The organism is Mesorhizobium sp. M0047, from assembly GCF_040323315.1.
Taxonomy (GTDB): Bacteria; Pseudomonadota; Alphaproteobacteria; order Rhizobiales; family Rhizobiaceae; genus Mesorhizobium.
This window is the reverse complement of sequence record NZ_JAMYUW010000001.1, coordinates 226,827-245,421: the sequence shown is the minus strand read 5'-3', so window position 1 is coordinate 245,421 and position 18,595 is coordinate 226,827. Positions and strand designations below refer to the sequence as shown.

General features: G+C 63.8%; 18 protein-coding genes and 1 pseudogene. 3 read left to right on the top strand and 16 right to left on the bottom strand.

Going from position 1 to position 18,595, the window contains the following annotated elements:
- Positions 1–123: 123 nt before the first annotated feature.
- Both NKJ89_RS01200 and NKJ89_RS01195 read right to left on the bottom strand, forming a co-directional pair.
- The gene (locus tag NKJ89_RS01200) at positions 124–2,346 is read right to left on the bottom strand and encodes an AMP-binding protein (protein WP_352599158.1); all 2,223 of its coding nucleotides are present in this window, start codon (positions 2,344–2,346) and stop codon (positions 124–126) included.
- A 135-nt stretch (positions 2,347–2,481) separates the two neighbouring features.
- The gene (locus tag NKJ89_RS01195) at positions 2,482–2,889 is read right to left on the bottom strand and encodes a tautomerase family protein (RefSeq protein ID WP_023761624.1); all 408 of its coding nucleotides are present in this window, start codon (positions 2,887–2,889) and stop codon (positions 2,482–2,484) included.
- A gap of 114 nt (positions 2,890–3,003) precedes the next feature.
- Between NKJ89_RS01195 and NKJ89_RS01190 the strand changes: the two genes are divergently transcribed.
- The gene (locus tag NKJ89_RS01190; protein WP_023761623.1) at positions 3,004–3,861 is read left to right on the top strand and encodes a LysR substrate-binding domain-containing protein; all 858 of its coding nucleotides are present in this window, start codon (positions 3,004–3,006) and stop codon (positions 3,859–3,861) included.
- 138 nt (positions 3,862–3,999) lie between these two features.
- Here NKJ89_RS01190 and NKJ89_RS01185 read toward each other — a convergent pair.
- Both NKJ89_RS01185 and NKJ89_RS01180 read right to left on the bottom strand, forming a co-directional pair.
- A pseudogene (locus tag NKJ89_RS01185) lies at positions 4,000–4,198 on the bottom strand (DMT family transporter); the annotation flags it as partial.
- A gap of 99 nt (positions 4,199–4,297) precedes the next feature.
- Positions 4,298–5,815, bottom strand: coding sequence for a S10 family peptidase (locus NKJ89_RS01180; RefSeq protein WP_352599156.1), 1,518 nt, complete (start codon positions 5,813–5,815; stop codon positions 4,298–4,300).
- 245 nt (positions 5,816–6,060) lie between these two features.
- On the opposite strand from NKJ89_RS01180, the gene NKJ89_RS01175 reads away from it, so the two are divergent.
- Together NKJ89_RS01175 and NKJ89_RS01170 are read left to right on the top strand one after the other, a co-directional pair.
- Positions 6,061–6,189, top strand: coding sequence for a hypothetical protein (locus tag NKJ89_RS01175; RefSeq protein WP_023761621.1), 129 nt, complete (start codon positions 6,061–6,063; stop codon positions 6,187–6,189).
- A gap of 48 nt (positions 6,190–6,237) precedes the next feature.
- On the top strand, positions 6,238–6,744 hold the full coding sequence (locus NKJ89_RS01170) for an OsmC family protein (RefSeq protein ID WP_023761620.1): 507 nt from the start codon (positions 6,238–6,240) through the stop codon (positions 6,742–6,744).
- Between the two features lie 3 nt (positions 6,745–6,747).
- Here the strand turns inward: NKJ89_RS01170 and NKJ89_RS01165 are convergent, their stop codons facing one another.
- The 12 genes from NKJ89_RS01165 to rpsF form a co-directional block, all read right to left on the bottom strand.
- A complete protein-coding gene (locus tag NKJ89_RS01165; RefSeq protein ID WP_023761619.1) occupies positions 6,748–6,966 on the bottom strand; it encodes a hypothetical protein in 219 nt (72 codons plus the stop codon).
- Between the two features lie 157 nt (positions 6,967–7,123).
- On the bottom strand, positions 7,124–7,870 hold the full coding sequence (locus NKJ89_RS01160) for an SDR family NAD(P)-dependent oxidoreductase (protein WP_352599154.1): 747 nt from the start codon (positions 7,868–7,870) through the stop codon (positions 7,124–7,126).
- Positions 7,871–8,220: 350 nt separating this feature from the next.
- Positions 8,221–9,690 carry an amidophosphoribosyltransferase gene (gene purF / locus NKJ89_RS01155; protein WP_352599152.1) on the bottom strand — a complete coding sequence of 490 codons (1,470 nt, stop codon included), beginning with the start codon at positions 9,688–9,690 and terminating at the stop codon, positions 8,221–8,223.
- Between the two features lie 105 nt (positions 9,691–9,795).
- Positions 9,796–10,467 (bottom strand): CvpA family protein, encoded by a 672-nt coding sequence (locus tag NKJ89_RS01150; protein WP_352599150.1) that lies wholly within the window; start codon positions 10,465–10,467, stop codon positions 9,796–9,798.
- Between the two features lie 84 nt (positions 10,468–10,551).
- On the bottom strand, positions 10,552–11,955 hold the full coding sequence (gene radA / locus NKJ89_RS01145) for a DNA repair protein RadA (RefSeq protein WP_352599148.1): 1,404 nt from the start codon (positions 11,953–11,955) through the stop codon (positions 10,552–10,554).
- Positions 11,956–12,153: 198 nt separating this feature from the next.
- Positions 12,154–13,644: a replicative DNA helicase gene (locus NKJ89_RS01140; protein ID WP_023761614.1), complete on the bottom strand. Its 1,491-nt coding sequence runs from the start codon at positions 13,642–13,644 to the stop codon at positions 12,154–12,156.
- Positions 13,645–13,863: 219 nt separating this feature from the next.
- Complete coding sequence (locus tag NKJ89_RS01135) at positions 13,864–14,841, bottom strand: small ribosomal subunit Rsm22 family protein (protein ID WP_352599146.1); 978 nt, start codon at positions 14,839–14,841, stop codon at positions 13,864–13,866.
- 1 nt (position 14,842) lies between these two features.
- Entirely contained in the window at positions 14,843–15,166 is a 324-nt protein-coding gene (locus tag NKJ89_RS01130; protein ID WP_352599144.1) for a YnfA family protein, read from the bottom strand.
- 68 nt (positions 15,167–15,234) lie between these two features.
- Complete coding sequence (locus NKJ89_RS01125) at positions 15,235–16,539, bottom strand: cyclopropane fatty acid synthase (protein ID WP_352599143.1); 1,305 nt, start codon at positions 16,537–16,539, stop codon at positions 15,235–15,237.
- A 297-nt stretch (positions 16,540–16,836) separates the two neighbouring features.
- Positions 16,837–17,421: a 50S ribosomal protein L9 gene (gene rplI, locus NKJ89_RS01120; protein ID WP_031260841.1), complete on the bottom strand. Its 585-nt coding sequence runs from the start codon at positions 17,419–17,421 to the stop codon at positions 16,837–16,839.
- Between the two features lie 291 nt (positions 17,422–17,712).
- Positions 17,713–17,961 (bottom strand): 30S ribosomal protein S18, encoded by a 249-nt coding sequence (rpsR, locus tag NKJ89_RS01115; RefSeq protein WP_006203718.1) that lies wholly within the window; start codon positions 17,959–17,961, stop codon positions 17,713–17,715.
- Positions 17,961–18,461: a 30S ribosomal protein S6 gene (gene rpsF, locus NKJ89_RS01110; protein WP_023761609.1), complete on the bottom strand. Its 501-nt coding sequence runs from the start codon at positions 18,459–18,461 to the stop codon at positions 17,961–17,963. The genes rpsR and rpsF overlap by 1 nt, the downstream gene beginning before the upstream one ends.
- Positions 18,462–18,595: the final 134 nt, after the last annotated feature.

Sequence of the window (18,595 nt, the reverse complement as noted above, 5' to 3'; positions counted from 1 at the left end):
AGATGGCCGGCAGGCCAGAGGGGGTCGCGCGCGTGAAGCGCCAACCTCTGACTGTCGCAAGACACCCGGTCGAACCGACCCCCTCTGTCGCCTTCGGCGACATCTCCCCCTCAAGGGGGGAGATTACGCCGCGACGCCGAGTCCCAGCCTGTCGATCGCCAGCTTTCTCGTCGACACATAGTCTGTCTTGCCGGAACCCAGCACCGGGATTTCCTCGACCTTGACGATGTCGTTGGGCACCATCAGCTCGGCCGCACCTGCCTGTTTGCCGAATTTGCGCAACTCGTCGGGATTGGCGTCGTCGGCGGTGGTGACCAGCACGATGCGTTCGCCCCGCCGCTTGTCCGGCACGGCCACCGCCGCGTGCCGTTCTTCCGGCCATAGCGACTGCACCAGCATCTCGACCGCGCCGAGCGACACCATTTCGCCGGCGATCTTGGCAAAGCGCTTGGCGCGGCCGCGTATGGTGATGAAGCCTTCGCGGTCGACCGAAACGATGTCGCCAGTGTCGTGCCAGCCGGTCAACGGCTGGAGCTCACCGGGACGATCCGCGGTCATGTAGCCCATCATCAGGTTTGGTCCGTCGAGCCACAATTGCCCGGCGCCGGAGATGCCTTCGACCGGCTCCAGCTTCATGCGCATGGCCGGCAGCAGCCGGCCGACGGTGCCGTCGCGGCCATGGATTGCGGTGTTGACGGCAACCACGGGGGCGGCCTCGGTCAGTCCGAATCCTTCGATGATCTCCGCCTGGAAGCGTTCGCGATAGATGCGGCGGGTTTCCGGCTTCACTGCCTCGGCGCCAGCGACGACAAAGCGCAGGCTGGAAAAATCCCCATCCTTGGCGGTGCGCGCATAATTGGCGAGGAACGTGTCGGTGCCGAACATGATGGTCGGTTTCGCCTTGCGCGCCACCTCGGGGATGATCTTGTAGTGGAGAGGCGAGGGGTAGAGGAACAACTTCACGCCGGTGACCAGCGGCAGGATGGTGCCGCCCGTCAGCCCGAACGAGTGAAATACCGGCAGCACGTTGAGAAGGATGTCGGCAGGCGAGATGGTGATGCGTGCCTCGGCCTGCATGGCGTTGGCCAGCAGGTTCTTGTGCGAAAGGATCACCGCTTTGGGCGTGCCTTCCGAACCCGAGGTGAACAGGATCACCGCCGGCTTGGCCGCATCCAGCCGTTGCAGCGGCCAGCGCCACAGCAAGGCGGCGGCAAGCTTGTCCAGCGCCGTGACGCCTTCGCGCACATCCTCCAGCCAAAGCAGCCTGGCACCGCCCTTTTCGACAGCCTCGACGATATCGGCAAGGCCGGCCTTCTCGACGAACGCGCGGGAGGAAATCACGGTCCTTATCACCGCCGTGCGCACCGCCGCAGTCACGCTCGCCGGCCCTGCCGTATAGTTGATCATCGCTGCCACCCGGCCGGCGGACAGAAGCCCGGTAAGCGACAGCACGACGCCATTGGCGTTCGGCAGCATCAGCCCAACCGCTTCGCCCGGCGCCGTTACTGCCTCGAAGCGGCGGCCGAGGACCCGGGCGCCGACGAACATCTTGCGGTAGCTCAGCGCGCCGGAGATGACGTCCTCGATGATCGGGTGAGAAGCGCCGACGCGGTCGGCGGCATCGCGCATGGCCAGGAACAGGCCGCGATCGAGGTTAGTGGCGAAAAGCCGTGCCTCGGCGACGCGGTCGAACAGCGCATTGGTGTTCGAGGCCTGGTCGGGGTTGCGCGCCACCAGTTCGGCGATGGTCATCGGCTCCAGCACGCTGATCGACAGTTGCGGAAACCAGTGCCGTGGTGCCTTGTCCGCCGGCGTCAACGACACCGGCAGGCTTCGTGCGCCGCCCACGAAGACCGGCACGATGCTGGCGTTCGCCTGCATGGCGATGCGGGTGACGGCACGAAACAGCCGAAACGTCTTGACGTCAGGCTCGACCGCATCCGGCAGATAGACGGCGAGCCGGCCTTTGCCTTTGAGGACACGCACCAGCCGGCGGCTGACGAAGACGTGTTCCGCATTGAAGGCGATGGTGCGGCCAAGCCCGCGCCACGGTTCGAGCCAAGGGGATCGCGCCGAGACCTCGTCGAGTATGTGCAGTGTGTCGTCCGGTAGTAGCGACAGCATCAGCGCCGGCTCGAAACGCGACTGATGCGAGATGACGTAGATGACGGGAGCCTGCGCGTTGCGGGCGATCCTGATGCGGGCGTCGGCGATCCGGTAGGCGAGCTTGAACGGCACATAGAGCAGCGCCTGGGTGAAGCGCAGGCCGAGGCGGAATTTTTCCATGATGCCGATCAGCAGCCAGGCGAGGGCAAGACCTGCAAGCAGCGCCAGTGTCAGGATCATGCCGCGTCTCTCCCAACATTTTATCATCTCGGCTCTTTTGCGGCCGCTTCGGCAAGAACCTAGACCATGTGGGGGCAACGTCAATGCGGATGAGGGCAAGCTTACCTTCTCGCCCCGCGCGAAAATGGTCTGTATTCACGCCGCCTTCAACCGTCCGCTGATGAAACGGAATTCCTGCGTCTTGCCGCCATAGCCATAGGCCGCCGCCGGCACTTCGTGCACGAAGGCATAACTTTCCTCATGCACGCCGCCCAACAGGCGGCCGAAGGCCGCAAAGATCGCCTTGAGATAGGCCTCCAGCTCGAGCTTGGTGTTGGTGCCGTCAACCACCTTGATATCAAGCCAGAACGTATGGGTGCCGTCCTCGGCCAGCGACTTGCCGCCGGCGAACCAGTGCTGCGGATCGATGTAGGATATGGCAACCGCGGTGATCGTCGGATCCTTGCGCAGCTGCGTGGCGGTGATTTCGGTGACTTCTTTTGCGATGCGAGTGGAAAGAGCCGCGTCAGGCCTGCCTGTGACGCTGATGTTGATGATGGGCATTTCTCTTCTCCTTGGTTCGAGCGGCGTCTGATCGCCGCTGGACGGGACTATGTCACCCCTATTCAGTCAAGAAAATCGAATTGTTCTTAACTGAAAGTTCGATATTATCAAATTATGGAAACGCTTGATCCCGATCTGCTCAGAACCTTCCTAGCGTTCGTCGACAGCGGCTCACTGGCCCAGGCGGCTTCAAATGTCGGCCGTTCGCCCTCGGCGGTTACCGCCCAGATGCAGCGGCTGGAGGAAATCGTCGGCGAGCCGCTACTGGCGCCGCAAGGGCGGGGCCGCGGCCTGACGCCGGCGGGTGAGGACCTCGTCGGCCATGCCAGGCGTATCCTTGCCGCCCATCGGGAGGCATGGCTGGCGATGAAGGGGGCACGCGCTGCCGGGCGCGTCGCCATCGGCACGACACAGGATTTCGCCGATAGCGGCCTGCCGGACCTGCTGCGTGCCTTCGCCGTCAGTCACCCGCGCGTCAGGATCGAACTGCGTGTCGGCCGCTCCGCCGAACTGGCGCAGGCGCTACAGTCCGGCGGACTCGATCTGGCGATCGTCATGCGCCAGGCGGCAGTGCCGGACGAAGTCGGCGTTCTGCGTGAGCCGATGATATGGCTGTGCTCGCAGAAAGGCTTGGCCTCGCGGCAGGAGGAACTGCCGCTGGCGCTGCTCGATCCGTATTGCGGCTTTCGCGAAGCGGCACTTGCCGCGCTCGATGCGGCCGGCCGCCGCTACCGCATTGCTGCCGGAAGTGCCAGTCTGGCCGGCTTGCGCACGGCGGTGAACGCCGGCGTCGCGTTGACGCTGCGAACGGCCCGCTTTGCCCATTCCGGCATTGTCGAGACGCCGCGCGAGCTTGGCCTGCCACAGGTTCCGACGGCTGAATTCGCGATCAGGCTGCGCGCCGGCAACGATGGTCCGGCGGGCGATCTGGCGACACTGCTCAGTCGCAACCTTGCCTCGTCGACCGGCTGAACGGCAAAGAAAAAGCCGACCTTGCGGTCGGCTGAGAGTAGGACGGGCCGAGGGGTTTGGGGGGACTTGGGGATGGCCCGTCGCACCAACAATGCCTGACCCGGATAATGGTTCCACGACTGTGTAACTTTTTTTAAGAATATTTGACGTCATGCGTTGCGAGCGCTCCGTCAGCCAATCCCTCCCAGCATAGGGCAAACACAGCGCACAACACGATAGCGCCGCCCGTCATGCTGGCGACTGGTGCAATCTCGCCCAGGAACAGGAAGGCAAACCGGACCGCGAACCGCACTTCGGCCGAGCCGAGCAATCCGGATTCGGCCGCCGGGATCGGCCTCCGCCACAGGATCGGCTGCGTGCGCCATACGGGCGAAAGTCGGTGCAACGCCAACCGTGCTGAGGCAGCGTTCCATGGCGAGCTGCGCTGTCACAAAGCTTATTGCGTCACCTGATAGAGCTCCGAGGCGGCTTCTTTCAGGGCGCGCCGACCATCGGATCTGAAATACATCATGTGCCCGCCCTCGACGACATCGAGATGGATAGGCTTGGCATTGGCGAGCGACGAGATCTGGTTCACCAGGTAACGCGAGGCGAGGTAAGGCGTGACTAGGTCGGTGTAGCCGTTGACGATCACGACGCCGAGCGAAGGGTTCAGCGAGCGTGCTTTTTGCAGATCGTTCATCACCCCGGCATAGCCTTGCCGTGAGGCGCTGGTCCCGTAATCCCAATTGTGGCTGATTTCGCCATTGAGCAGCCGATAGCTGACATCGGTGCGGAAATTCAACTCGTTGCTGATATAGCCGACGAAAGCCGACGTTAACGCCGGGACGCTCCGGTCGAGCACGGGATCCGGGCCGGCGATGCGGGCGCTCTCGGGCGCGATGTCCGCCGTGCCGATCATGGCGTCGTATGGGCTGAGCACTTTGCCGCTGGCACGGGCGAATTCCCTTGCGAACAGGCCGGTGGGGATGCGGGCGGAGTTCCGCTGCACGAGTTCGAGCGGCAGGCCGGTGATGTCAGCCACGCGTTGGCTCGCCAGCCGCCTGCCTTGCTCCAGTCCGCTGGTGAGCGCCGTAAGGTAATCGCCCAGCGCATATTGTTCGACTTCCGCCAGCTTCTCTCGCAACGCATCGCCGCTGACGCCTTCGGCGCGCAGGCGCACCGCCGCCAGCGAAGGCAGTTCGAGTGCCCAATGCAGCGGCTCGAACTCGTCGGGCTGCACCAGCGTGAATTCCAGCGCCGGGGAGATCAGCACGATGCCGTTCGGACTGATGCCGATATCTTCCTGCAATGTCCTGGCAAGTAGCGCCGCCCGAAACCCGCCATAGCTTTCGCCGGCGAGGAACAGCGGCGATCCGGTGCGGCCGTTCTGCGCGAGATAGAGCCGGATGAAGGCGCCGACCGAGCTGGCATCCTGGTTGACGCCCCAGAAGTCGTGCGTGTCCTGGCCCGGCGCCTCGCGGCTGTATCCTGTCCCAACCGGATCGACGAAGACGAGATCGGTCATGTCGAGCCAGCTGTCCGGATTGTCGATGAGTCTCTGCGGCGAGGGAAGGAATTCGCCTTCGGCTCCCGTTGCGATAATACGCGGACCGAGTGCACCGATATGCAGATAGGCGGACGCTGCTCCGGGGCCGCCATTGAACACGAAGGTGATCGGCCGCTGCGGGTCTCTGGCCGCTCTTGCCGGTGGTTCCAGCGTGTAAGCGACATAGAAGATCTCCGCGGTGACATCGCCCTTACCCGAAAGCAGCGACAGGGTGGCGGCCTTTGCCTGATAATCCAGCTTGCGCCCGGCGAGGGTGATCGAGTGCCTGGTGATCTGCGGCGGCGGCAGCAGGGACAGCACGCCGCCCGAGGGTGCCGGCCGCTCCGCCGTTTCAGCCAGGACGGGCTGCGCCAGGGCGGCAAGCACCGGCAGGATAAGGAAGATCAGTTTCAGCTTGACCGGCATGATGGCTCCGCGAGAACAACTCCCGCATAGGTATGGCCTAGATGATCGAAGTCAAAGGAAATGGCTGTGTGGTTGAACAACTGACGCTGCCGTGTTCCGTGTTCCTTCTCCCTTCGTCCTGCCGGACTCTCTTGGGAAAAGGGGACTGGCAGCTTCGCCGGCCACGGCCTGGCTGCGTTGGTGGTAGGCGAAAGCCGGCGTGACGTGGCTGCCATTCGAGAGCGGCGGGTTTGGCGGCCGCGGCAATGGCCGCGACGCCCGAAGAATTGTCGGCTCGCTTCTCGGCGGCGACGAGCGGGCTGCTTGGCTCCGACCGCGTCTTGGCGGCTGGCTTGTATGCAGTGGCGATGAACAACATTGCCTTCCCGTGGTGATCGGCGCAAATCTCGACTGTACGAGACAGTCGACGAAAGGGAGAAAGCATGGATGCGACCGAACTGAAGGCCATGCAGGCGCCGCTGAAGCAGGCCTATCGCGACGACGCTTCGCAGGCCCTGATCACGCTTCGCGCCAAGGGCTCGATCGACGACCAGTCGGTCGCCTGCAAGGTGGAGACGGGCAGGGCGCTCGCCATCGCCGGGCTGCATCCGGCAACAGGTGGCTCGGGCCTTGAGCTCTGCTCGGGCGACATGTTGCTGGAAGCGCTGGTGGCCTGCGCCGGGGTGACGCTGAAGGCGGTGGCGACGGCGCTTGAGTTCAAGATCGGCGCCGCCACGGTGGAAGCAGAAGGCGACCTCGATTTTCGCGGCACGCTCGGTGTGGCAAAAGATGCCCCGGTCGGCTTTCGCGCCATTCGGCTCAATTTCAACCTCGACACCGATGAGCCGCAGGAGCGGGTAGACTCACTGCTGAAGCTGACCGAGCGCTATTGCGTGGTGTTCCAGACCATCAACCAGAAGCCGGAACTGACGGTTTCAGCTCGGCGCTGACGCTTACTGCGCTGACGGTTCTTCCGCATCGCCCTCGTCGGTGAAGGGCGAGGCGCTCGGCACGCATTGCACCGACCAGCCGGCTGGTGTCGGCTGCTTCTGATACTCAGCGATGGCGGCGGTGCACTGTTCGCGCTTGTCGAAGGTGCTGGGCAGGACGACCATGCCGCCCTGCGGGCCGGCGATTACCAGATACCAGACCAACGCTGCGGTCGTTGCCATTGGGATTTCCTCGTTCTGCCAGTTGGGCGCTTGTTGTGGGAGTCGCTGTGATCCTACCAACTCCACGGAAGTGACGAAAGCATGGCCGCTGCGCAGCCTCCAGCCGCCACATCACAGCCGCGTGACGAGGCGGCGGGTTTGTCCCGCGCGAGTGCGGCTATTCCGGCTGCCGATAGGCGACGAAGCGGTTGTGCTTGGCCTGGAAGATCAGCCCGGTCTCCTTCAAGTCGGGGCTCGCCAGCGGCACGATGAGCTTGGCGATCTCCGAAGGGTGCGGCAGCGTCGCCGGATCCTCGCCGGGCACCGCCTGCGCCCGCATGGCTGTCCGGGTGGCGCCGGGGTCGGCTGCATTGACGCGCAGCGGCAGGCTCTGCGTCTCATGCGCCCAGGAACGCATCATCGTCTCGACCGCCGCCTTGGACGCTGCGTAGGGCGCCCAGAACGCGCGGGCCGAGTGCGCGGCATTGGATGACAGGATGATCGCTCGCCCGGCGTCGGAAAGCCGCAGCAGCGGGTCGACCGAGCGGATCAGCCGCCATGTCGAGGTGACGTTGATGGTCATCACCTTCTCGAAGGTTTTTGCTTCGACATGACCGATCGGCGAGATGACGCCGAGCACGCCGGCATTGGCGACGAGAATGTCGAGTTTGCCCCAGCGTTCGTGGATGGCGCCGCCCAGCCGGTCGATGCCGGCCATGTCGGCGAGGTCGAGCGGCACCAGCGTCGCCTGGGCACCGGCAGCCTTGATCTGATCGTCAAGCTCTTCCAGGCCGCCGACAGTGCGCGCCACCGCGACGACATGGGCGCCTGCGGCAGCCAATTCCTTGGCGATGAAATAGCCGATGCCGCGCGAGGCGCCGGTGACGACCGCAACGCGGCCGGTAAGGTCGAGGGGACGGGTCAACGGGCAACTCCGAGGGCTGGCGTTCTAACTCGGACTTGGCTCTGCCTCGTCAGCCTGCATATTTGGCGAAAGCGGAGGTGGGAGCGCAATCTCCCCCCTTGCGGGGGAGATGTCCGGCAGGACAGAGGGGGGTGTAAAGGATCGCCAATTTTCGAAATGATCCGACCCCGAGAGTGAACCTCGCCAAGCGCGCGGCTGGAATTGATGGACAGGATGGAGGGACAGCACCCCCCTCTGCCCTGCCGGGCATCTCCCCCGCAAGGGGGGAGATCGGCTGCTTCGAGGAGGCCGCAACAACGTGATCGCGGCGAAATTTGCAAACCGGCGAAATTCACAGTTGCAGCAAGGCCCTACGTCCCGCTCGTCGCCAGCAACGACAGCGTGCGCACATTGTCGTGGCCTTCGAAGTCGAGCAGGCGGGTCGGGTACTGGCCGGTGAAGCAGGCGTCGCAGAATTGCGGTTGGTCGTTGTCGCGGCTGGCCTCGCCGACGGCACGGTAAAGTCCGTCGATGGTGAGGAAGCCGAGCGAATCGACGCGGATGAATTCGGCCATTTCTTCAACCGACATGCGCGATGCCAGAAGCTTCGACTTCTCCGGCGTGTCGACGCCGTAGAAGCAGGAGGCGCGTGTCGGTGGCGAGGCGATGCGCATATGCACTTCCTTGGCGCCGGCGTCGCGCACCATCTGCACGATCTTCTGGCTGGTGGTGCCGCGCACGATGCTATCGTCGACCAGCACCACGCGCTTGCCCTCGATCATGCGGCGGTTGGCATTGTGCTTCAGCTTGACGCCCATGTGGCGGATCGAATCGCCCGGCTGGATGAAGGTGCGGCCGACATAGTGATTGCGGATGATGCCGAGCTCGAACGGAATGCCGGCCGCCTGAGAAAAGCCGATCGCCGCCGGCGTGCCGGAATCCGGCACCGGCACGACGATGTCGGCCTCGACCGGACTTTCGACCGCCAACTCGGCGCCGATGCGCTTGCGCACCTCATAGACGTTGCGGCCTTCGACCGACGAATCCGGTCGCGCGAAATAGACATATTCGAAGATGCAGAAGCGGGTCTTCTGCGGCTCGAAGGGGAACAGGCTTTCAATGCCCTTGGACGTGACGACGACCATCTCGCCGGGCTTCAGGTCACGCACGAAACGCGCACCGATAATATCGAGCGCGCAGGTTTCGGAAGCCAGGATCCAGGCGCCGTCGAGATCGCCGAGCACCAGCGGCCGGATGCCGAGCGGATCGCGGCAGCCGATCATCTTCTTGGCTGTCATTGCCACCAGCGAGAAGGCACCCTCGACCTGCCGCACCGCATCGATGAAACGCGAGTTGAGATCGCGCTCCTTGCTGGTGGCGACGAGGTGCAAAAGCGTCTCGGTGTCAGAGGTGGAGGAGAAGATCGCGCCTTGCTTCTGCAGCGCACGCTGCACGGTCATGGCATTGGTCAGATTGCCGTTGTGGGCGACGGCAAAGCCGCCATCGGCGAGCTCGGCGAAGAAAGGCTGGATGTTGCGCATGCCGGCGCCGCCGGTGGTGGCGTAGCGCGTATGGCCGATGGCGCGGTTGCCTTGCAGGCTGTCGATGACGCGCTGCTTGGTGAAGGTGTCGCCGATCAGGCCGACATGGTGTTCGACGTGGAACTGGCTGCCGTCGTAGGAAACGATGCCGGCCGCTTCCTGGCCGCGATGCTGCAAGGCATGCAGGCCCAATGTGACGATAGCCGCAGCATCCTGCCGGCCGAAAATGCCGAACACGCCGCATTCGTCGTGGAAATGGTCGTCGGCCTCGGCGGAAAACACGTCGTCTGCGTCTGCCATCTTAAGCTCCGCTAAAATCGCCATATAATGCCGGTTGGCGTCGAAAGCAACGCGCTCCGTGCAGCCGTTCACACCATGGTCAAGTCCCGGCGCCCATTTCGGGCGTCAGTTTGCCGGTGCAGCCGGCGCCGGATTGGCCGGGGCGTTGTCGGCCGGAGGCGTTCCTGTGTCATTGTCGTCAGGCGCCGGCGTGTTCGCATCGTCGCCGCCCGCTGGAGCATCTGCCGCCGGGGCGTCCGGAGCTGTGGGCGTCTCTGCGGCCGGCTGATTCGGGTTGAGCTTCTTCATGATCGCGTTTTCGGGATCCTCAGGCAGCAGGCTCTCGAGCTTGGCGCCGATCTGCTCGAGCAATGGCCGCGACTTGGCCTCCGTGACCCAGGCCGGTGCCTTGGCGCCGGCCAGCCAGTTGAAGAACAGCAGTGCGACGGCAACGACCAGGATGCCGCGCGCGGCGCCGTAAAGGAAGCCGAGCGTGCGGTCGAGCGCGCCGATCCTGGAATCGATGATCCAGTCGGCAAGCTTCATTGTGATGATCGAGACGACCATCAGCGCGATGATGAAGACGACGCCGGCGGAGGCCGCCATCGCGATCTTTTCATTCTCGATGTAGGGCGCGAGGTAGGGCAGGACCGGCTTGTAGAAGAAGAACGCCGCCGCTGCCGCTGCCGCCCAGGAGACGACGGACAGGACCTCGCGCGAGAAGCCGCGAACCATGGCGAGCATCGCCGAGACCAGAGTGAAGCCGACGAGAATTCCGTCAAGCAGCGTAATCGGCATGTCCTTCGCCCCACTCCATGAACCGCATTATAGCGCGGAGCATTGGGTTTCCCAAAGCCGTTTCCCGCTTCTGGGTCCGATGCCCTAATCTTCCTCGTCCACGCGGCTTCGGCGTGAGCCGGCTATGCGTGCCACCAGGTCGGCAAGCTCGGTCGGCTGGAAGGATCCGGCCCCGATCCCCCAAGCCAGCTCGCCGCTGCCCGAGGGCAGAACCGCGCTTCCAAAACCCAGCTTTTCGGCTTCCTTGAGGCGCTGTTGCGCATGCGCAACCGGCCTCACGGCGCCCGAAAGGCTGATTTCGCCGAAATAGACGCAATCGGCGGGAAGGGCAAGACCGGTGAGCGAGGAAACCAGGGCCGCCGCCACCGCCAGATCGGCCGCGGGCTCCGAAATGCGATAGCCGCCGGCGACGTTGAGATAGACATCGTGGCTGCCGAAGCGCACGCCGCAATGGGCTTCGAGAACCGCCAGGATCATCGACAGCCGCGCGCCGTCCCAGCCGACCACGGCACGGCGCGGCGTGCCGAGCGAGGAGGACGCCACCAGCGCCTGGATCTCGACCAGCACTGGCCTTGTCCCCTCCATGCCGGCGAAAACCGCCGCGCCCGGCGATTTGGCATGGCGTTCACCAAGGAAAAGCTCGGATGGGTTGGCGACCTCGCGCAGGCCCTTGTCCGACATTTCGAACACGCCGATTTCATCGGTCGGTCCAAAACGGTTTTTCACCGTACGCAGGATGCGATAATGATGGCCGCCTTCGCCTTCGAAGTAGAGCACGGCGTCGACCATATGCTCGACGACGCGCGGCCCGGCGATCTGGCCTTCCTTGGTGACGTGGCCGACAAGCACGATCGCCGCCCCCGTGGACTTCGCATAGCGGATCATCGCCTGGGCGGCGGCGCGCACCTGGGTGACGGTGCCTGGCGCCGAATCGGCGAGGTCGGTCCACAGTGTCTGGATCGAATCGAGGATGACGAGGTCGGGCCGCTTGCCGTCGGCTATCGTGGCGAGGATGTCTTCGACATTGGTCTCGGCGGCAAGCTCCACCGGAGAGGAGGCGACACCAAGCCGTTGCGCCCGCAGCCTGATCTGCGCGACCGCCTCTTCGCCCGAGACATAGACGATGCGGTGACCCTTTGACGCCAGCGCGGCGGCTGCCTGCGTGAGCAGCGTCGATTTGCCGATGCCGGGATCGCCCCCGACCAGCAACGCGGAGCCGCGCACGAAACCACCGCCGGTGGCGCGGTCGAGCTCGCCAATGCCCGAGCTGATGCGCGGCGCGTCCTCGATGTCGCCCGACAGCGTGGTCAGCACCACCGCGCGACCTTTACGGGCGTTGCGCGTGTTGGCCGGGCCCGAGCCGATGCCGCCGGATGTGCCTTCCTCGACCAGCGTGTTCCACTCGCCGCAGGCATCGCATTTGCCGGCCCAGCGCTGATGCACCGATCCGCAACTCTGGCAGATGAATTGTACGCGCGACTTGGCCATCAGAGAGATGCCACGCGGTGACGGGCTGGTGGGGCAGCGCCCCCCTCAAGGGGGGAGATTTGCAGCTTCAGCGCTTGCGCGTACTTTTCAGCGCCAAAAATTGGCGAAAGGGTCGATGACATGCGATCTCCCCCCTGGAGGGGGAGATGTCCGGCAGGACAGAGGGGGGCGCCAGGAAACGAGACCTGTCTCAATAGGTCACTCGAACCTTTCCGGCAGGTGATGCTCCTCGGCAAGGTCGGAGAAGCGGGTGAATTCGCCCTGGAAGGCAAGGCTGACGGTGCCGGTCGGTCCGTGGCGCTGCTTGGCGATGATCACTTCGGCCTTGCCCTGGACTTCGATCATCTTCGTTTCCCAGGCGAGGTGCTCGGGCGTGCCTTTCTCCGGCTCCTTGTTCTTGATGTAATATTCCTCGCGGTACACGAACAGCACCACGTCGGCGTCCTGCTCGATGGAGCCCGATTCGCGCAGGTCCGACAGCTGCGGATGTTTGTCGTCGCGGCTTTCGACCTGGCGCGAAAGCTGTGAGAGCGCGATGATCGGCACGCCAAGCTCCTTGCCGAGCGCCTTCAGCCCGGTGGTGATCTCGGTGATTTCCTGGACGCGGTTCTGCGACGCCTTGGCTGATGAACCCTGCATCAGCTGGATATAGTCGATAACCATCAGATCCAGCCCGCGCTGGCGCTTGAGGCGGCGGGCGCGCGCCGCGAGCTGGGCGATCGAAATACCACCCGTCTGGTCGATGTAGAGCGGGCGCTTGTGGTTCTCTTGCGTGTAGGCGACGAGCTTGCCGAAATCGGCTTCGGTCAGGTCGCCACGCCTGATTTTGGAAGACGGGATCTCGGTCTGCTCGGAGATGATGCGGGTGGCCAGCTGCTCCGACGACATTTCGAGCGAGAAGAAGCCGACGACACCGCCATTGGCCGCCTTGACCGAGCCGTCAGCCTGCTGGGCGGGCTCATAGGCGGCGGCGATGTTGTAGGCGATGTTGGTGGCCAGCGACGTCTTGCCCATGCCCGGGCGGCCGGCGATGATGATCAAATCCGACGGCTGCAGGCCGCCCATGCGATGGTCGAGATCGCGCAGGCCGGTGGCGATGCCGGACAGGTGGCCATCGCGCATATAAGCCGCGCTGGCCATGTCGACGGCGTTCTTCAAGGCATCGGAAAAGCTTTCGAAACCGCCATCGTAGCGGCCGTTTTCGGCCAGCTCGAACAGCCGCCGCTCGGCATCCTCGATCTGCTCGGTCGGCGCCATGTCGACCGGCGCGTCATAGGCGATATTGACCATGTCCTCGCCGACGGTGATCAGCGCGCGGCGCGTGGCAAGGTCATAGATGGCCCGGCCATAGTCCGTAGCGTTGACGACGGTGACTGCCTCGACCGCCAGCCGCACGACATATTGCGCCATCGTCATATCGCCGACCTTCTCGTCGGCCGGCAGGAACGTCTTTAGCGTTATCGGCGTCGCGACCTTGCCCATGCGGATGAATTCGGACGCCACCTCATAGATCTTGCGGTGCAGCGGCTCGTAAAAGTGGCTGGCCTTGAGGAAGTCCGAGACCCGGTAGAAGGCGTCGTTGTTGACGAGAATGGCGCCGAGCAGCGCCTGCTCGGCCTCGATGTTGTTTGGCGCTTCCCGATAAAGTGGTGTTTCCGCGACGCCGAATTTTCGCGCTGCCTCTGCCATGATGTCCCCGATTTTAATCCCGACCTTCGATATCAGAACGAGATGAGTCGATGCTGACCTTTCTGCATCACTGCGCGACCAAAGAGCCTCGATGCCCGTTGTTCACAGGAACGACCAATCGTCCACAGGAGAGTATGTCCGTGCGCCGATTCCGTTTGACTCGACAGGACATTGATTCGTATCTGACTCGTCAGAACAAAGCAAGAACTGGCACGACGTTCATATTGCGGTTTTGGCCAGCCTGTCGCCCCAGCCCAGCCGCCGGGCGAGCTTGAAGTCGGCGCCGTCACGCTTGGTGAACAAGCGCTCGGCGGCAGTGCCGTCTTCCTTGCAAAGCTTGAGCAGAACCTTGCCGGAGCCGGATTTCGGCGGCGCAAGAACCCGTGCCCGGCGCGAGGTGGGCGCGTCGCGGGAAGCCGCGACATAGATGAACTTCTCGTCTTCCCACGGCACGTCGGCGTCCTTGGCCAGCCGGTGCAGGCGCGTGCGGGCGACGCGGCGGGAGAAATGGCACCAGTCGGGCTGGGCGAGCGGGCAGGGCGCCTGATGCGGGCAAGGCGCAAGCACATGCGCGCCCGCCTCGATCAATTGTCGGCGCACGGCAAGGATACGTTGCCATCCGGCAGGAGTGCCCGGCTCGACGATCAGCAGCGTGTCGGCGGTGACGTGCCAGAGCCGGTCGATGAGCTTCGGCAGGGATGCCGGAACGATTTCATCAAGCACATAGGCGCACGTCACCAGGTCGGCTGGCTCGAGGCCGGCGAGATCGATGGTGACGTCGCCGGCCAGCCAACTGGTCCGGGCGGCAATCGCGTCGCCGGCCAGCACCTCGCCCACCTTGCGCACCGCCGCGCTCGCTTCCAGCAGCACCGCCTGTGCGAGATCTGGCCACTGGTCGGTCGTGGCCCAAAGCACCGTACCAGGGCCGGCGCCGACGTCGAGCAGGCTCCTGGGTTGAAATTCGGGGTTGGCGTCGCTCAGCGCGTCAAGGCTGGCGCGGATCGCGGCATAGGTCGCCGGCAGCCGCGTCGCCAGATAGGCCTTCACCGCCAGATCCTCGGCCATGTGCAGGCGGCCGTCGCGCAACTCGGCACGGTAGCGGTCCGACAGCGTTTTTGCCGCTTGCTTCAGCGTCGCCAGCGGAACATTTTCGAGCACGCGCTCTACACCTTGGCGAAGCGGCGCCGGCAGTTCCATCTCACGCGCCCCGCGGGGCGAGAAGGATCACCGAGGCGCCGGCAATGCAGAGCGCCGCTCCGGCAAAATCCCAGCGGTCGGGTCGCACGCCTTCCACCAGCCACAACCAGCCAAGCGACGCCGCAATGTAGATGCCGCCATAGGCGGCGTAGGCGCGGCCGGCGGCATTCGTGTCGACCAGCGCCAGCAGGAAGCCGAACAGCGCGAGCGAGGCCAAACCGGGGAGCAGCCAAAGCGGCGACTTTTCCAATCGCCACCAGGCCCAGAACGAAAAGCAGCCGGCGATCTCGGCCAGAGCGGCGGCGGCATAGAGGACGTAGGTCATGAAAAAGGTCTCGAGACGATCACGGGACCTTTTTCAGTGCAGGCGCCGACAATGGCAAGCGGCAATGCTTATTCCGGATCCGCGACCTTGCGGCGGCGAACTGGCTTGGCAGCAGGGCTCTTTTTGACCGGTGCCGTTTCGCGATGCCCCATATCGCGCATCTCAAGCGTCTTTTCGCACTTGGCGATGTAATCGCGTGTCATCGGAAGCGTGTCGTTCTTCTTGGTGATCTGGATCTGAAAGATGACCAGATCCTGCCAGCGGAAGGCGGCCTCCGACGCTGCCAGGTAGAATTCCCACATACGGCAGAAGCGTTCGTCATAAATCGCCTTGGCCTTGTCGCGATTGGCGGCGAAGCGCTGGCCCCAATGCTTCAACGTGTCGGCATAGTGCAGCCGCAGGATTTCGACGTCGGTGACGACCAGGCCCGACTTCTCGATCGCCGGCATGACTTCCGAAAGCGCGGGGATGTAGCCGCCCGGGAAGATGTATTTGCGGATGAAGGCGCTGGTCGCCCACGGCACGCCGGAGCGGCCGATCGTATGCAACAGCATGACGCCATCCGGCTTGAGCAGCGTCGCGCTCTTGTCGAAGAAGGTGCGGTAATGGTTGACGCCGACATGTTCGAACATGCCGACCGAGACGATGCGGTCGAAACGCTCGTTAAGTTCGCGGTAATCCTTGAGCTCGAAATGCACGCGGCTTTCCAGCCCTTGCGCGTGTGCCCGGTCGGTGGCGACGCCATGCTGTTCGGTCGACAATGTCACGCCCTGCACGTCGACGTCGAACGCCTTGGCGAGGTAGAGGCCAAGCCCGCCCCAACCGGAGCCGATGTCGAGCACCGTCTGGCCGGATTTCAGCCTGAGCTTGGCGGCGATATGGCGTTTCTTGGCAGCCTGCGCTTCGTCGAGCGTCATGTCCGGTTGCTCGAAATAGGCGCAGGAATACTGCATGTCATCGTCGAGAAAGAGCCGGTAGAGATCGCCTGACAGATCGTAGTGGCGCTGCACGTTGCGGCGCGAGCGCGAGGCGGTGTTGATCTGCTGCAGGCGGCGGAACGCGTGGCGCAGGCCTTCTATGGCTTTCGACCAGGTGGCGTCGATACCGCCGCTGCCCATATTCTGGAAGGCGATGCGCATCACGCCCAACACGCCACCTTCGAGAATGTCGAGTTCGCCGTCCATGTAGGATTCCGGAACCGCCAGCATCGGATCGAAGGTGATGGCGCGCTCGGCATGCGTGGTCTTGATGTGCATGTGCACCGGTTCGCCGCTGCCGTCGCCGAAAACCACCGTCGCGCCCTTGGGGCCGGTCACCTTAAGGTTGCCGGTGCGCACCAGGCGGTCGAGAACGCGCTTCAACAGAATATTCATGACCAAATGTCCCCTCTCGGCCAGACAGGCTGTCTTGGCGCGTAACCGCGAGAATCGGAATCGATTTTCCGCGGAGCCTTGCGCCGAACCAAAGTTCACAACGTCATTTGCGCGACCAAAGGACGCGCGACGCTATAGTCTGCAACAATATATAGGGGTTCGAAAAGTTCCATTGGCACAAAAAAGCCCGGGCGCGAGGCCCGGGCGTTGGTCCAGTATGGCCGGATGCCGACAAAGTGATCGGAGCAAAGCTCCAATCGTGATCGGAGCACAGCTCCAATCCTCTGCGGCGTATGGTCAGGCGTTGTCTTCGCCACCCTCGAATTCGGTGTTCGGGTCGAAGAAGTTTTCCGGCCGGGCATTGTCGTTGATGTCGTCGCCATAGATGGCTTCGGCGGTGGTCAGTGTCTCGCCCTTGGCCTGGCGTTCGGCTTCGTCGGCCGTGCGGGCGATGTTAAGCGTGATCGTGACTTCGACTTCCGGATGCAACGCGATCGCCACATTGGTGAGACCTATGGTCTTGATCGGCTGATTGAGCAGGATCTGGTTGCGGTTGACCGAGAAACCTTCCGCCGTCAGCAGATCGGCGATGTCGCGGGTCGAAACGGAACCGTAAAGCTGTCCGGTTTCACCAGCGGAGCGAACGGCGATGAAGCTCTTGCCGTCGAGCTTTTCGGCAACCTGGCTGGCTTCCGACTTGCGCTCGAGGTTGCGGGCTTCGAGCTGGGCGCGCTGGCCTTCGAACTTCTTCTTGTTGGCTTCGTTGGCGCGCAGCGCCTTGCCCTGCGGCAGCAGGAAGTTACGAGCAAAGCCGTCCTTTACCTTGACGGTATCGCCCATCTGGCCGAGGCGGGAAACGCGTTCGAGAAGAATGACTTCCATGGTTTTGTTCCTTCGGTTGGGCGCCACTCGATCGCTGAGGTCGACGCCGAATGTCATTGGAACAGGTCAGGAAGCTTGAACGCCTGGGGCGCTGGTGTCGCTGTCCTGCCTGTCGCGGCAGTTAGAGGTTTTTGACCTCAACCCGGGATTGATGTTCAACCCTGCGGCGCCCGTCGCCGTGGGAGAAGAGCGGGCGGCAAGCCGCCCGCATGCTAGATAATAAGCCCGAAAACTGGATCCCGGTTTTCTCGGACAAACGGAAACCGTTTGTCCAGAGATCATGGTCAGGTTTTAGCGAACCACGTAGGGCAGCAGGCCGAGGAAGCGGGCGCGCTTGATCGCCTTGGCGAGTTCGCGCTGCTTCTTCTGGCTGACGGCGGTGATGCGCGACGGCACGATCTTGCCGCGCTCGGAAATGTAGCGCTGCAGGAGACGCACGTCCTTGTAGTCGATCTTGGGCGCGTTGGCGCCGGAGAACGGGCAGGTCTTGCGACGGCGATGGAAAGGGCGCCGGGTCGGGATCTGGTTGATGTCGACCATTATTCTGCACCCCCTTCAAAGCCTTCGCGCGGACGGCGCGGACCACGATCGGCACCGGCGTCGCCAAACGAGCGCGGCGGACGATCGCCACGATCGCCGCGATCACGGTCGCCGAACGAGCGCGGACCACGATCGCCACGGTCGCGATCGCCGAAGCCGCCGCGTTCCGAGCGCTCTTCGCGCTTCTGCATCATGGCCGACGGGCCTTCCTCATGCGCCTCGACCTTGATGGTCAGGAAACGCAGCACGTCTTCGGACAGACCCATCTGGCGCTCCATCTCGTTGAGCGCGGCCGGCGGGCAATTCAGGTCCATCAGCGTGTAGTAAGCCTTCCGGTTCTTGTTGACCCGGTAGGTGAGGGACTTCAGTCCCCAGTTCTCGACCCGGCCGACGGACCCGCCATTCGCGGAGATGACACCCTTGTACTGTTCGACAAGCGCATCGACCTGCTGCTGCGAGAGGTCCTGCCGGGCAAGAAACACATGTTCGTAAAGAGCCATTATGTCTTATGCCTTTCTTCGTTTCTCTCCCGGTTCCCGGCGGCAAAAGCCTCTGCAACTTCTCTGACCCGCAAAATCGGGGAAGAAAGGAGCATGACGAGACGGTCGAGAGCGGAGACACGGGAGGCGGAGGC

Coding starts and splice junctions, on each gene's coding strand:
- NKJ89_RS01195 (WP_023761624.1), bottom strand. CDS start 2,889: ATGCCCATCATCAACATCAGCGTCACAGGCAGGCCTGACGCGGCTCTT.
- NKJ89_RS01190 (WP_023761623.1), top strand. CDS start 3,004: ATGGAAACGCTTGATCCCGATCTGCTCAGAACCTTCCTAGCGTTCGTC.
- NKJ89_RS01175 (WP_023761621.1), top strand. CDS start 6,061: ATGGCCGCGACGCCCGAAGAATTGTCGGCTCGCTTCTCGGCGGCGACG.
- purF (WP_352599152.1), bottom strand. CDS start 9,690: ATGGCAGACGCAGACGACGTGTTTTCCGCCGAGGCCGACGACCATTTC.
- NKJ89_RS01170 (WP_023761620.1), top strand. CDS start 6,238: ATGGATGCGACCGAACTGAAGGCCATGCAGGCGCCGCTGAAGCAGGCC.
- rpsF (WP_023761609.1), bottom strand. CDS start 18,461: ATGGCTCTTTACGAACATGTGTTTCTTGCCCGGCAGGACCTCTCGCAG.
- rplI (WP_031260841.1), bottom strand. CDS start 17,421: ATGGAAGTCATTCTTCTCGAACGCGTTTCCCGCCTCGGCCAGATGGGC.
- NKJ89_RS01180 (WP_352599156.1), bottom strand. CDS start 5,815: ATGCCGGTCAAGCTGAAACTGATCTTCCTTATCCTGCCGGTGCTTGCC.
- radA (WP_352599148.1), bottom strand. CDS start 11,955: ATGGCCAAGTCGCGCGTACAATTCATCTGCCAGAGTTGCGGATCGGTG.
- NKJ89_RS01130 (WP_352599144.1), bottom strand. CDS start 15,166: ATGACCTACGTCCTCTATGCCGCCGCCGCTCTGGCCGAGATCGCCGGC.
- NKJ89_RS01150 (WP_352599150.1), bottom strand. CDS start 10,467: ATGCCGATTACGCTGCTTGACGGAATTCTCGTCGGCTTCACTCTGGTC.
- NKJ89_RS01200 (WP_352599158.1), bottom strand. CDS start 2,346: ATGATCCTGACACTGGCGCTGCTTGCAGGTCTTGCCCTCGCCTGGCTG.
- NKJ89_RS01140 (WP_023761614.1), bottom strand. CDS start 13,644: ATGGCAGAGGCAGCGCGAAAATTCGGCGTCGCGGAAACACCACTTTAT.
- NKJ89_RS01165 (WP_023761619.1), bottom strand. CDS start 6,966: ATGGCAACGACCGCAGCGTTGGTCTGGTATCTGGTAATCGCCGGCCCG.
- NKJ89_RS01135 (WP_352599146.1), bottom strand. CDS start 14,841: ATGGAACTGCCGGCGCCGCTTCGCCAAGGTGTAGAGCGCGTGCTCGAA.
- rpsR (WP_006203718.1), bottom strand. CDS start 17,961: ATGGTCGACATCAACCAGATCCCGACCCGGCGCCCTTTCCATCGCCGT.
- NKJ89_RS01125 (WP_352599143.1), bottom strand. CDS start 16,539: ATGAATATTCTGTTGAAGCGCGTTCTCGACCGCCTGGTGCGCACCGGC.